We start from the raw sequence: 13491 nt of genomic DNA, 5'->3' as shown, positions 1-13491 counted from the left end.
TTTGTATAGAAAATCCCCATGACAAATAAGCCTAAGAATAGTAGGTAATTTTAGGTTTGAAGAAAAGGCTGCTGAAATTTCAACCTTTTTTATTTAATTGAGGTAACTTGATTGAAAGATTTTTGGATAAAAAAGTGTTTTCTTGAGGAAAAAATACGCAATTTGATGCGTCGGAATGATGAGCTTGGTACTCACCCATACTAAAGCAAAAGTTACTATCACACTTTGTATTAGAGATCCTATTTGTTTGACGCTGTGCTTAGCTCCTGGAGACATGTGCACGATATCCGTGTAATGCTGTACCGAACTTTTTGTGACCTTTACTTTTTCAAAGTCATTATCAATAAATTTATCTGGCAAACTCGCAAAAGGCAAGCAGAATATCATGCATAATAATACCCCTAACCATACATTTTTCATCATCTCACCTCTCTTTCTTTTGAAGTAGTATCTCCTTACTTAAAAGTATACGTACTCTGAAATTCAATTTCAAGCAATAAGTTTCTTTTATAAAGATTTACCTTTTTTATAATATTTTCTTAATGATATTCTTTTTAGATACATATGCGATACTTAAAAAAATATACAAAAAGCTGGCTTTCTAAAAAGAAAGCCAGCTCATGTTATAGTTCAAGTTCTCCCATTCGAAGGAGTTCTACGACTGCTTGAGAACGCCCCTTGACTCCAAGCTTTTGCATCGCATTAGAAATATGATTTCGAACTGTTTTTTCGCTAATGAATAGTTCACTCGCGATTTCTTTTGTTGTTTTGTCCTGTACTAAAAGCTCGAATACTTCTCGTTCACGCTTTGTAAGTAGCGGTTTAGGTTGAAACTCTTTTTCTTTCAATGTAACCCTCCTTGCCTGATCCTGAGTTGAACTATCGGATGGGTGTAAATTTAGTCAACATATCTTATGTGCGGTATGCCTACGCGGTTACTAGTTTTAGAAAAAATATGCAAAAAACTCTTTTTTACCTTTGAAAAAGAAAAAAAGCCTGAAGAAAGAGCCTTCAAGCCATTTTTATATAGTCGATAAACACCTTTTCATCTCTTCATTCCAAGGCACGCTTTTTCCTGTTTCTTTAGAAATTTGCACCATTGTTCCTCTCCCCGTGAGTACAACCTCTCCTTGCTCATTTTGAATCATATAGTGTAAATCAACCGAAGAACGTCCGATTTTATGGGCCTTTACAAAAACAGCTAGCACGTTGCCAAAATACACTTGTTTGACATAGTCGCACTGCAAATCAGCCACCACCGGTATCGTTCCCTCATACTCACTCGTCCACTTTTGCATAAAGCCAATATGGTGAAAGAATTCCGTACGTATTTGTTCAAAATAAACAAAAGGAACCGTATTATTTAAGTGCCCAAACATATCTGTTTCCGAAAATCTTACCTTGATTTTCTGCTTAAACGAAAATGACTCTTTCCAGTGATCCATGTCTTCAATATACGAAATATTATTCATCTGTATTTCCTCCATTCGTCATAGACAAAATAAAACCTCTCCACGTGGAGAGGTTTTGAGTGGTTATACTTGATCGCTACCAAAGAAACTTCTGAATGCTTGAATTGTTGTGTCGCGGTTCAAAGCTGCGATTGAAGTAGTCAATGGAATTCCTTTTGGACATGATTGAACGCAGTTTTGAGAGTTCCCGCAGTTCGCTAGCCCTCCATCACCCATAATCGTCTCTAAACGTTCTCCTTTATTTAACGCACCGGTTGGATGGGCATTAAACAAGCGAACTTGAGAAAGCGGTGCTGGACCGATGAAGTTTGACTTGTCGTTTACGTTTGGACAAGCTTCTAAGCAAACGCCGCATGTCATACACTTGGATAACTCATACGCCCACTGACGTTTCTTTTCAGGCATACGCGGTCCTGGTCCTAAATCGTATGTGCCATCGATCGGAACCCAGGCTTTTACTTTTTTCAGTGAATCAAACATACGGCTGCGGTCTACCTGCAAGTCACGAACAACAGGGAATGTTTTCATTGGCTGCAAGCGAATCGGCTGTTCTAGTTTATCAACAAGAGCTGTACATGACTGACGAGGTTTACCGTTGATAACCATTGAACAGGCTCCGCATACTTCCTCTAAACAGTTCATTTCCCAGTTTATCGGAGCAACCTCTTTACCTAAAGCATCAACAGGGTTACGTCTGATTTCCATCAGTGCTGAAATAACGTTCATATTCGGACGATACGGAATTTCAAACTCCTGATTGTAAGGAGCAGATTCAGCTGAATCTTGACGTGTAATAATGAAGCGCACTGTCTTTTGGACTGTTTGTTGTTCACTCATTGATTAACGAACCCCCTCTTGTTGTTTTTTTGGTTTTTCATCTTTTTTCTTTGTGTAGTCGCGCTTACGCGGTTTGATTAACGATACGTCTACCTCTTCATAATGGAAAGAAGGAGCCGTTTTCTTATCAACGAAAGATGCCATTGTTGTTTTTAAGAATTCTTCATCGTTACGATCTGGGAAATCCGGCTTATAATGAGCACCGCGACTTTCGTTACGGTTGTAAGCTCCAAGCGTTACAACACGTGAAAGCTGGAGCATGTTTTGAAGCTGACGAGTAAATGTTGCCGCTTGATTACTCCATTTAGCCGTGTCATTAATGTTAATACGATCATAGCGTTCAATTAATTCTTGAATCTTTTCATCTGTTTTTAACAGTTTGTCATTGTATCGTACGACTGTCACGTTGTCAGTCATCCATTCCCCTAGCTCTTTATGAAGAACGTATGCATTTTCTGTACCTTGAAGATTCATGATATTGTTCCATTTCTCTTCTTCTTCTTTCACATGACGATCATATACGCTTGAAGAAATAGCATCTGCGCTCTTTTCTAAACCATTGATGTATTCAACGGCTTTAGGACCAGCAACCATACCGCCATAAATAGCTGACAATAATGAGTTTGCTCCTAAACGGTTCGCTCCGTGCTGCGAATAATCACACTCACCAGCTGCGAACAAGCCAGGGATATTTGTCATTTGATCGTAATCCACCCATAAACCGCCCATTGAATAGTGTACGGCTGGGAAAATCTTCATTGGTACTTTGCGCGGATCATCGCCCATGAATTTTTCATAGATTTCGATGATACCTCCAAGTTTAATGTCTAGCTCTTTTGGATCTTTATGTGAAAGGTCCAGATAAACCATGTTCTCTCCGTTAATTCCTAACTTCTGCGCTACGCAGACGTCAAAAATTTCACGAGTTGCAATATCACGAGGTACTAAGTTACCGTATGCCGGATATTTTTCCTCTAAGAAATACCAAGGTTTACCGTCTTTATATGTCCAAACGCGCCCGCCTTCTCCACGAGCAGATTCACTCATAAGACGAAGCTTATCATCTCCCGGGATAGCAGTTGGATGAATTTGAATAAACTCTCCGTTTGAATAGTATGCACCTTGCTGATACACGATAGATGCCGCTGAACCTGTATTAATAACTGAGTTCGTCGATTTTCCAAAGACAATACCAGGTCCACCTGTAGCCATAATAACCGCATCAGCTGGGAACGTTTTAATTTCCATTGATTTTAAATTCTGTGCAGAAATTCCGCGACAGCTGCGCTCATCATCAAGAACAGCACCTAAGAATTCCCATCCTTCGTACTTTGTCACAAGTCCGGCAACTTCATAGCGACGAACCTGCTCATCTAATGCGTACAATAACTGTTGACCCGTTGTTGCTCCAGCAAAAGCCGTACGGTGATGCTGCGTTCCGCCAAATCGTCTGAAGTCTAACAAACCCTCAGGAGTACGGTTAAACATAACACCCATACGGTCAAGTAAGTGAATAATACCAGGAGCTGCTTCACACATTGCTTTTACAGGTGGCTGGTTGGCTAAAAAGTCTCCGCCATACACTGTGTCATCAAAGTGTTCCCATGGTGAATCTCCTTCACCTTTCGTATTTACGGCTCCGTTGATTCCACCTTGCGCGCAAACTGAGTGAGATCTTTTTACCGGAACTAGTGAAAATAAATCTACTTGCTTGCCAGACTCAGCAATTTTTATTGTTGCCATCAAGCCAGCTAAACCGCCACCGACTACGATGATTTTTCCGTTACTCATCGGAACCCCACTCCTTCAAAACCTTAATTTTATGCAAATGCGAATAATGTACGAACACCTACAAATGTAAGTGCTAAGAAGATTGCTAATGTCACATAAGTTGAAATTCTTTGAGAACGTGGTGTTACAGTTAACCCCCAGCTAACTCCAAATGACCATAGACCGTTTGCAAAGTGGAAGATCGTAGATACAACACCAACTATGTAGAATGCAAACATTGCTGGGTTGCTTAAAATTCGTTCCATCATTTGAAAATCTACTTCTTTTCCAAGCGCAGCTTGTATTCTGGTTTCCCATACGTGCCATGTGATGAAGATAAGTGTGATTACACCTGAAACACGCTGAAGGATAAACATCCAGTTACGAAAAAATCCATAGTTGTTAACGTTTGTTTTAGCAGTAAATGCGATGTAAAGACCGTATATTGCGTGAAAAACGATTGGTAAGAAAATAATGAAAATTTCTAGAGCATAGCGGAAAGGTAAGCTCTCCATGAAGTGAGCTGCTTGATTAAATGATTCTTCTCCCTTTGTCGCGAAATGATTCACAACTAAATGCTGTGTTAAGAAAATCCCGATTGGTATTACTCCAAGTAGTGAATGGATTCTCCGATATTGAAACTCTCTGTTTGCCGCCATCTGCGTAGACCCCCCTTAGTTAAATGAACATAGTTTGTGAAGAACTTTCTTACTCCCACTAGACAAATAGATTAATCGTGAATACAGGAAATGAAAACCTTTGCATTTCCTAATAAAGTATGTGACAGGTTAATTTTACTCCCATCGATTAAGAGCGTCAAGGCAAGATGTTTAAATCTTCTATAAAATATAAATTTATAAAATTTTATATTTGTTAACGCTTACTGCATTGGTGTTAAAGATTTTTTCTTTCTATTATAATATCGCTTGCCACAGTTAAGTAAGCGTTTACTTTATACTTTTATTGTAAACAAGTTCACAAAACATTTACACAGGTAAAAGTACCCTTTTAAAAGTAATTTTATGGATTTTTCATCTTTACATCTAACTCTTTTTACCATAATAAAGATCCTCTTACATTTTATTAAAAAAATGCGTGAGAGGTTTTTTAGATTTGTATATAATAGTAGTAAAGAAAGAGGGGAAAGCATGAGCAATTTACAAACAGAATCACAGCAAGAACTTGAAGGGACGATGGAAACATTAGAACCTAATGCCGCAGCTGAAACAGAGAGAGCTCTTGATCACGTTCCATATTTCGGATACAGCCTTTTGCGTGACGTGTTAATTCCAGAGCTTCTTGGAGACGAAACGAATACCATCTCATACTGGGCAGGAAAACACCTTGCGCGTAAATATCCATTAAATACAATGGATGAAATCGTCGCATTTTTTAAAGCAGCTTCCTGGGGAACACTGACGCTTGCCAAAAAAGATAAATATTCACTAGAGCTTGAGTTATCAGGTGATGTGGTCAGCAAAAGATTTCAGCAGGAAACTTGTTCATTTCATCTTGAGTCAGGGTTTGTGGCTGAACAGATTCAGCGTCAAAACAACTGCCTAACAGAAGCCTACTTAACACCTAAAGAAAAGAACGGAAAAGTGCTGATTTCCGTGCAGTGGGACCGAAAAGATATCTTACCTACCGAAACCCGTGCGGAGCGTTATAAAAAGTAAGAAATACGTATATATAAAAGACGTGGAGATACCACGTCTTTTTTCTTTTCTTTATACTTGCACTGCCTGCTGCTCTTCTAATTCAAATGCTACGTGAAGCGTCTCAACAGCTTTTACCATATCAGCATGCGGTACAACTGTAGATACTTTAATTTCAGACGTGCTGACCATCTTCACTTCAATTTTCTCTCCTGCCAGCACTTCAAACATTTCGGCTGCAACACCTGGATTAGATATCATGCCAGATCCCACAATCGATACTTTAGCCAGACTGCTTTCATGTTCAATACGCGTATACCCCAAGGTAGATTTATACTCTTTTAAGACGGCAAGAGCAGCTTCTACATCTACAGTTTTAATAGAAAATGAGATAGAGAGGCGATTATTAGCCGTTACGTTTTGAATAATAATATCCACATTTAACTGTTCTTTTGCTAATGCTGTAAAAATAGTAGAAAGAGTTTGTAACTCGTTGTTTAACCCTTCAATTGTCACCCGTGAAATATTATCTTCAAACGCAATTCCTCTTACGACTAAGTTTTGTTCCATTGAAACTTCCTCCTCAACAATCGTTCCATTCTCGTTTTCTAAGCTTGAACGCACTTCTAGCGGTACCTGATAATTTTTTGCAAACTCAACAGCGCGCGGATGCAGCACCCCTGCTCCTAAATTGGCTAATTCTAACATTTCGTCATATGAAATAGAATGAAGTTTACGAGCATCTTCTACGTAGCGCGGATCCGTCGTAAACACTCCTGTTACGTCTGTATAAATATCACATTTTGCAGCTTTTAGTGCCGCGGCAAGAGCTACTGCCGTCGTGTCAGAGCCGCCTCGACCTAATGTTGTAATGCTTCCATCTTCTGAACAGCCTTGGAATCCAGCTACTACTACGATTCGACCTCTATCTAATTGGCTTTGAATACGAGTCGTGTCAATGTGCTGGATTCGTGCATTGCTGTGAACTGCTTCCGTCTGGATACCAGCTTGCCAACCTGTTAGCGAAGTGGCTTCATGACCTTTGAATTGAAGAGCCATTGTTAACAGGGAAATCGTTACTTGTTCTCCAGTTGTAAGAAGCATATCCATTTCGCGTTTACTTGGACTGTCCGTAATATCACTTGCTAATTTCACCAGTGCATCTGTGGTTTTGCCCATTGCCGATACAACAACTACTACTTGGTTACCGCGCTCTGCTTCTTGAATAACACGGTTTGCTACATGTTGAATACGTTCAACAGAACCAACAGATGTTCCACCAAATTTTTGAACGATTAATGCCATAATTTTGTTCATTCCTTTTCAATAAATTTGCATATGCAGGATGATGAGAAGCTAAATTTTTTTACTCAGACAATAAAAAAAGCAATGAGATGAGCTCTCATTGCTTAACGAACGAAAATTATAAAACATAACCGTCCACTGCCGTGAGATAGCTCTCCAAGAATCTACATCTTGACAATCCTACGTTTATTCAACGCAGAACCAGCAATCATTACTATGAGGTAATGTTCACTTCGGCAAATTTCCCTTTCCGCATCGTTCATAAGGGCTCATACCCTTCCTGATGCGTACTGATTAAATTTGCACCTCTATCTTCACTTCATTTGATGAAGTGTCGTATGAAATTAGTTAATAGCTTATCAAATATTTTCTATTATTTCAAGACTATTTTTGTAATGTTTCATAAATTTTTTCAGCAATGTTCTGAGGAACACCTGAATTTCGAATATCTTCAATCGTTGCTTCTTTCAATTTTTTCACCGAACCAAAATGCTTTAACAAAGCTTTTTTACGCTTTTCTCCCACTCCCGGAATGTCGTCCAGAACTGACTGAAAAGCGGACTTAGAGCGCACTTGACGGTGGAAGGTAATCGCAAAGCGGTGAACTTCATCTTGAATTCGCTGAAGCAAATAAAATTCTTGACTATTGCGTTCAAGCGGTATGATTTGAGGAGGCTCACCAATCATCAGATTGGAGGTTCTGTGCTTATCATCTTTGACAAGACCTGCTGTAGGCACTAAAAGTCCCAATTCATTTTCGAGAACGTCCTGTACTGCAGCTAAATGCCCTTTGCCTCCATCTACAACAATTAAATCCGGAAGCGGAAGACCTTCTTTTAACGCTCTGGAATACCGTCTGCGAACGACTTCCCTCATGGAACTGTAATCATCTGGTCCCTTTACCGTCTTAATTTTATATTTGCGATATTCTTTCTTTTCCGGTTTCCCATCAACAAAAACAATCATCGCAGAAACTGGGTCTGTTCCTTGAATATTTGAGTTATCAAATGCTTCAATCCGATAAGGAGCGGCAATTCCAAGCTCCTCTCCTAACCGTTCAACTGCGCCAACTGTACGCTCTTCATCTCGTTCAATTAAATAGAATTTTTCACCGAGCGCAATCTTTGCATTTTTACACGCAAGTTCTACTAATTCTTTCTTTTTGCCTCGCTTTGGATGCTGAACCTCTACTTCTACTAACTTCTCAGCTAACTCTGCATCAATCGTTGCTGGAACCATCACTTCTTTTGGCTTAATATTTTTGGCATAAAACTGACCGATAAAAGTTAAGAAATCTTCTTCTGGCTCTTTATAAAAAGGAAACATAGAAACTTCTCGCTCAATTAATTTCCCTTGGCGAATAAAGAAAACTTGAACACACATCCAGCCTTTATCGTAAGAATAGCCAAACACATCTCGATTAACAAAATCATTAAACGTTACTTTTTGCTTTTCCATTGTCGCTTCGATATGAGCAATTTGATCTCGGTATTCTTTAGCCCGTTCAAAGTCAAGTTCTTCTGAAGCTTTTAACATTTTTTCAGTTAACTCTGTTTTGACATGCTCATATCCACCATTTAAAAACCGCGTGATATTTTCAATAATTTGTTTGTTTTGCTCTTCTTTTACCTCTTTTACGCAAGGAGCTAGACATTGCCCGATATGGTAATACAAACAAGGCCTATCTGGCATAGTGGAGCACTTTCTTAACGGATAAATGCGATCAAGAAGCCGCTTTGTTTCATTTGCTGCTTGAACATTAGGATAAGGACCGAAGTATTTCCCTTTATCTTTTTTTATTTTTCTTGTAATAACAAGTCGGGGCTGTTTTTCAGCTGTAATCTTAATAAACGGATAGCCCTTATCATCTTTAAGCATAATATTGTATTTTGGGTCATGCTTTTTAATTAAATTCATTTCTAAAATAAGCGCTTCTAAATTAGAAGATGTGACGATATATTCAAAGTCAACAATGTCGTTTACAAGTCGAAGCGTCTTTCCGTCATGAGATCCGGTAAAGTAGGAACGTACTCGATTTTTTAATACTTTTGCTTTTCCTACGTAAATGACCGTTCCATATTTATCTTTCATCAAGTAACAGCCGGGCTGATCCGGTAAAATAGCCAGCTTTTCTTTTAAATAATCGTTCATACTTTTCTCCTTCCTCTTCTCTTACTCTGTCCATCTATACAATCGCTTATGAAGCGTAACCTACATTCTTTCCTGTCTTAATACATGTACATAAGCTGGATTTATGGCGATGTTCCTTACATCTAGTATAAAACAAACGAACGCATATTCGCTAAATAAAAGTATTCCCAAAAGAGAAAAAGTGGAGAAAAAGAAAAAAACCTAGCCTGAGCTAGGTTTTGACTTACGCGTGTTTATTAATTAATTCTGTTAATGCTTCTTTTGGTTGGAAACCAACTACTTGATCAACTTTCTCTCCATCTTTGAATAATACTAAAGTTGGGATACTCATAACACCAAATTTTCCAGCTGTTTCTTGATTTTCATCAACGTCTACTTTTACGATTTTAACTTTATCGTTAAGTTCGCCATCAATTTCTTCAAGAACTGGAGCAATCATTTTACAAGGGCCACACCATGGTGCCCAAAAGTCAACAAGCACTAGGCCTGATTTAATTTCATCTGTAAAGTTTTTATCTGTAGCATGTGCAATAGCCATTTTAATTCCTCCTAAATATATGCAATATCCAAATTCTACTCACAGTATATCACCTTCAAATAAGGTTTGCTAACTTTTTGCTTACATTTATACTGTTTATTCTCCGCTCTAGTTTGTACAATTTGCCTAAAAATATGCGTAGAAAATTTCGTTTCCCATGAGGCTGAGACCTGACTAAATGAATCCAAAGACGAACAAATAGTATACATGGGTTGAACCGCTTGCGACACCGCAGTTGATTTCCATGCAAGACTTCGCTTTTCTAGCAGGAGTCTTCACCTTGCCCTCCAATCACCTGCTAGAAAGACCTACCCTGCTTTTACCCTAACAAAAAAACGAACCACTAATCAAAAATCTTGATCAACGGTTCGTTCTTCACTTCGTCTCAAATACTTTTGTCCGAGAATCTTACGCAGACTGTACTTTCAGCTTTTTAAATTCTTCCGTTAGCAGAGGCACTACTTCAAATAAATCTCCAACGATTCCGTAGTCAGCTACTTTAAAAATATTCGCTTCAGGATCTTTATTGATTGCAACAATAATTTTTGAATTTGACATACCTGCCAAATGCTGAATAGCACCTGAAATTCCGCAGGCAATGTATAAATCTGGTGTGACTACTTTGCCCGTCTGACCGATTTGAAGAGAATAGTCGCAGTAATCTGCATCGCACGCTCCGCGAGACGCTCCAACAGCTCCATTTAACACGTCCGCTAGTTCTTGGAGAGGTCCAAAACCTTCCGTGCTTTTTACACCTCGACCACCTGCAATCACGACTTTTGCTTCGGACAAATCAACCCCTTGCGTTGCTTTGCGTACGACTTCTTTTACAACAGTACGCAGGTTTTTGATTTCAACATTTAAATCCTCTACATCACCTGTACGCCCCTCATCTTTTGCAAGCGGTGAAATATTATTTGGACGAATCGTGACAAACGTAAAAGCATCGGTCATGATTTTCTTCTCAAATGCTTTACCAGAATAAATTGGGCGAGTGAAGACTACTTGATCCCCTCCCACTTCTACATCCGTCACATCCGAGATAAGTCCTTTATCTAAGCGAGCTGCCAGTTTTGGCGCTAGATCTTTGCCAAGAGCCGTATGCCCAAATACGATAGCTTCAGGCTGTTCACTTTCAATGATGGCTAATAATGCCTGAGCGTAACCATCCGATGTGTAAGCAGCTAAATCTTCGTGCTCCGTCACAACAACTTTATCTGCTCCGTATGCAATAAGTTCTTCACTTAAAGATTTTACGTCCTTTCCTACTAACGCTGCAATAATTTCTCCCCCGTCAGCTACAGTAGACGCTGCGGAAATCGCTTCAAACGATACGTTTCGTAATCCCCCATCACGTGCTTCTCCAAGAACTAACACTTTGCGTCCCATTACAATACCCCCATTGTTTTGACTTTTGACTTATTAAATGACTTTTGCTTCCTTATGCAGTAAATTGACCAGCTCTGTTACTTGATCTTTTATATCTCCTTGTAATACGCGCCCCGCGTCTTTTTTCGGAGGTAAATAAATTTCAATTGTCTTTGTTTTTGCTTCTACATCATCTTCATCTAAATCTAAATCGTCTAATTCCACTTCAACCAACGGTTTCTTCTTCGCTTTCATAATCCCTGGAAGAGATGGATAGCGAGGCTCATTAAGTCCCTGCTGAGCTGTTACTAAAAGAGGAAGCGACGTTTCAATAACTTCCGAATCTCCTTCCACATCGCGTACAACCGTCACTTTTTCACCTTCAATATCCAGCTTTGTAATCGTTGTAATATATGGGATTTCTAACTGTTCTGCTACGCGCGGTCCCACCTGGCCTGAACCTCCGTCAATCGCTACGTTTCCTGCTAAGATTAAATCAGGAGATTGCTCTTTTAAGTACTGTGCCAGCAGCCTAGAAGTCGTGTACTGATCGCCATCTTCTATGTCATCTTCCGTATTGATTAAAACCGCTTTATCTGCTCCCATAGCCAAAGCTGTTCGGAGTTCTTTTTCTGATTCTTCCCCTCCTACACTCACGACCGTAATCTCTCCGCCATGCTTTTCCTTTAGCTGAATAGCCTCTTCAACTGCATACTCATCGTAAGGATTAATAATAAATTCAGCTCCATCTTCAACAATTTGACCATTTTTTAGTGAAAGTTTCTCCTCTGTATCGAACGTTCTTTTTACTAACACATAAATATTCATTCAATTCCCCTCCTAAGCTTATTTTCCTAAAAATTTAGGCTGGCGCTTTTCAATAAAAGCGGCTACGCCTTCTTGAGCATCACGGCTTTTGAATACGCTTCCAAAAAACTGTGCTTCTTTTTTGATGCCGCTGTAATAAGCATCTGTTTTTACATGTTGAAGCAGCTGCAAGGTAGCTTTAACAGAGATTGGGCTTTTTTTGGCAATTTTTCTAGCAAGTAAAAATGTTTCATTGATAAGCTGACTTTCTTCAAAAGCTGCGTTTGCCAATCCTAACTCCACTGCCTCGCTGCCCGATATTGGATCACTTGTCAGCATCATCTCACAAGCCTTATGAACCCCTACATAACGAGGCAATCGCTGAGTTCCTCCAAACCCTGGTATAATTCCTAACTGAAGTTCAGGCAAGCCCAGCTTAGCATTTTCTGTTACCAAACGGATATGGCAGCTCATAGCAAGCTCTAATCCTCCGCCTAAAGCAGCTCCATGAATAGCTGCAATAACTGGTTTTGGGTAATTTTCAATATACTCAAAGAGCTCTTGGCCGTTAACAGCAAGTTTCTCGTAATTTTTTTCCTGCTGCAGTGATGTAAACTCTTTTATATCAGCTCCAGCACAAAAGAATTTCCCTTCGCCTTTAATGACGATAACCCTTGTCTCTTTGCTATCTTCTAAATGTTTTAAAACACTTGAAAGATCTTTTAATAAATCTTGAGACAAAGCGTTAGCAGGTTGTCTATTCAACGTAATGAAGCTTATTGCATCAACAGTTTCAACCTGGATAATCTCCATTTGTTTCCCCCACCCTTTCTTTCTATTTTCATTACCTTGCGCTTCTCCCCTCGCAAGGGAGCAGCAGGCTCACTTACGATTATGAGCCGCTGCAGCCGTTTAACAGCAGGGAATGGACTTTATCTACCGATTCTATTAGACCATATCGATGATCGTTCATTACCCATGTTGTGACAGTTTCATCAATCGTTCCAAAAATCATCTGTCGCGCAAGACGAATATCTATATTTTCAGAAAACTCACCCGTTTCGATTCCTGTCTGTAAAATAGAATCAATGAGAGTCAGATAATCTTTTAATACATCGTTAATTTTCAATCTTAAATCTTTGTTCGATTGACGCAGTTCAAGCTGTGTCACTGTAGCTAAATGATGATCCTCCGCTAGAAACGAAAAATGCTTGTCAATTAATACGTGAAGTTTTTCTGCCGCAGTTTCAATTCCCGCCAGTTCTTCATAAATTTTTTCTACAAACTGTCCCATCTTCTCTTGAAATAAGGAAATCAAAACATCTTCTTTGTTTTTAAAATATAAATATATCGTACCGTCTGCAACTCCAGCCTGCTTAGCAATTTTAGAAACCTGAGCATTGTGGTATCCGTTTTCTGCTATTACTACTACAGCTGCATCGATAATCTGCTTATACTTTGGCTTATTTCTTCTCAATCTTATACGCTCCTTTAAAATATGAATGATTATTCATTCATATCTTTATAATAAAGAAACCGCAAGTATCTGTCAATTATGTTTCAGCAAAAAAATCAAAGGCGACGATCA

At 39.1% G+C, this 13491-nt stretch carries 14 protein-coding genes and 1 riboswitch; of the genes, 1 reads left to right on the top strand and 13 read right to left on the bottom strand.

Translation table 11 applies throughout. The annotated features are described in order from the left end of the window. Positions 1-93 precede the first annotated feature (93 nt). The 6 genes from SCI76_RS16935 to SCI76_RS16910 form a co-directional block, all read right to left on the bottom strand. The gene (locus SCI76_RS16935; protein ID WP_028411752.1) at positions 94-420 is read right to left on the bottom strand and encodes a hypothetical protein; all 327 of its coding nucleotides are present in this window, start codon (positions 418-420) and stop codon (positions 94-96) included. Positions 421-623: 203 nt separating this feature from the next. Continuing rightward, positions 624-848, bottom strand: coding sequence for a spore germination transcription factor GerE (gene gerE, locus SCI76_RS16930; protein ID WP_013059396.1), 225 nt, complete (start codon positions 846-848; stop codon positions 624-626). A 174-nt stretch (positions 849-1022) separates the two neighbouring features. Beyond that, positions 1023-1472, bottom strand: coding sequence for a thioesterase family protein (locus SCI76_RS16925; protein ID WP_028411753.1), 450 nt, complete (start codon positions 1470-1472; stop codon positions 1023-1025). A 63-nt stretch (positions 1473-1535) separates the two neighbouring features. Continuing rightward, positions 1536-2309, bottom strand: a complete 774-nt coding sequence (gene sdhB / locus SCI76_RS16920) for a succinate dehydrogenase iron-sulfur subunit (protein ID WP_048019703.1) — start codon at positions 2307-2309, stop codon at positions 1536-1538. Positions 2310-2312: 3 nt separating this feature from the next. Next, positions 2313-4100 carry a succinate dehydrogenase flavoprotein subunit gene (sdhA, locus tag SCI76_RS16915; RefSeq protein ID WP_013059399.1) on the bottom strand — a complete coding sequence of 596 codons (1788 nt, stop codon included), beginning with the start codon at positions 4098-4100 and terminating at the stop codon, positions 2313-2315. 29 nt (positions 4101-4129) lie between these two features. Beyond that, on the bottom strand, positions 4130-4738 hold the full coding sequence (locus SCI76_RS16910) for a succinate dehydrogenase cytochrome b558 subunit (protein ID WP_028411754.1): 609 nt from the start codon (positions 4736-4738) through the stop codon (positions 4130-4132). A 489-nt stretch (positions 4739-5227) separates the two neighbouring features. On the opposite strand from SCI76_RS16910, the gene SCI76_RS16905 reads away from it, so the two are divergent. Continuing rightward, the gene (locus SCI76_RS16905; protein WP_168761330.1) at positions 5228-5755 is read left to right on the top strand and encodes a YslB family protein; all 528 of its coding nucleotides are present in this window, start codon (positions 5228-5230) and stop codon (positions 5753-5755) included. Positions 5756-5806: 51 nt separating this feature from the next. Here the strand turns inward: SCI76_RS16905 and SCI76_RS16900 are convergent, their stop codons facing one another. The 7 genes from SCI76_RS16900 to SCI76_RS16870 form a co-directional block, all read right to left on the bottom strand. Next, positions 5807-7039 carry an aspartate kinase gene (locus SCI76_RS16900; protein ID WP_048019702.1) on the bottom strand — a complete coding sequence of 411 codons (1233 nt, stop codon included), beginning with the start codon at positions 7037-7039 and terminating at the stop codon, positions 5807-5809. Positions 7040-7180: 141 nt separating this feature from the next. Next, positions 7181-7358: riboswitch (Lysine riboswitch) on the bottom strand. A gap of 65 nt (positions 7359-7423) precedes the next feature. Continuing rightward, positions 7424-9190 carry an excinuclease ABC subunit UvrC gene (uvrC, locus tag SCI76_RS16895; protein ID WP_028411757.1) on the bottom strand — a complete coding sequence of 589 codons (1767 nt, stop codon included), beginning with the start codon at positions 9188-9190 and terminating at the stop codon, positions 7424-7426. Between the two features lie 223 nt (positions 9191-9413). Beyond that, positions 9414-9728 (bottom strand): thioredoxin, encoded by a 315-nt coding sequence (trxA, locus tag SCI76_RS16890; protein ID WP_013059404.1) that lies wholly within the window; start codon positions 9726-9728, stop codon positions 9414-9416. A 408-nt stretch (positions 9729-10136) separates the two neighbouring features. Beyond that, positions 10137-11117: an electron transfer flavoprotein subunit alpha/FixB family protein gene (locus SCI76_RS16885; RefSeq protein WP_033579632.1), complete on the bottom strand. Its 981-nt coding sequence runs from the start codon at positions 11115-11117 to the stop codon at positions 10137-10139. Positions 11118-11150: 33 nt separating this feature from the next. Then, positions 11151-11924 carry an electron transfer flavoprotein subunit beta/FixA family protein gene (locus tag SCI76_RS16880; RefSeq protein WP_016765685.1) on the bottom strand — a complete coding sequence of 258 codons (774 nt, stop codon included), beginning with the start codon at positions 11922-11924 and terminating at the stop codon, positions 11151-11153. Positions 11925-11942: 18 nt separating this feature from the next. Then, positions 11943-12716 carry an enoyl-CoA hydratase gene (locus SCI76_RS16875; protein ID WP_407544049.1) on the bottom strand — a complete coding sequence of 258 codons (774 nt, stop codon included), beginning with the start codon at positions 12714-12716 and terminating at the stop codon, positions 11943-11945. Between the two features lie 79 nt (positions 12717-12795). Then, positions 12796-13380 carry a TetR/AcrR family transcriptional regulator gene (locus SCI76_RS16870; protein ID WP_013059408.1) on the bottom strand — a complete coding sequence of 195 codons (585 nt, stop codon included), beginning with the start codon at positions 13378-13380 and terminating at the stop codon, positions 12796-12798. Positions 13381-13491: the final 111 nt, after the last annotated feature.

The sequence above is a fragment of the Priestia sp. HNGD-A6 genome (assembly GCF_045784335.1).
Classification (GTDB): domain Bacteria; phylum Bacillota; class Bacilli; order Bacillales; family Bacillaceae_H; genus Priestia; species Priestia zanthoxyli.
This window is presented reverse-complemented; position numbering and strand designations above follow the sequence as displayed.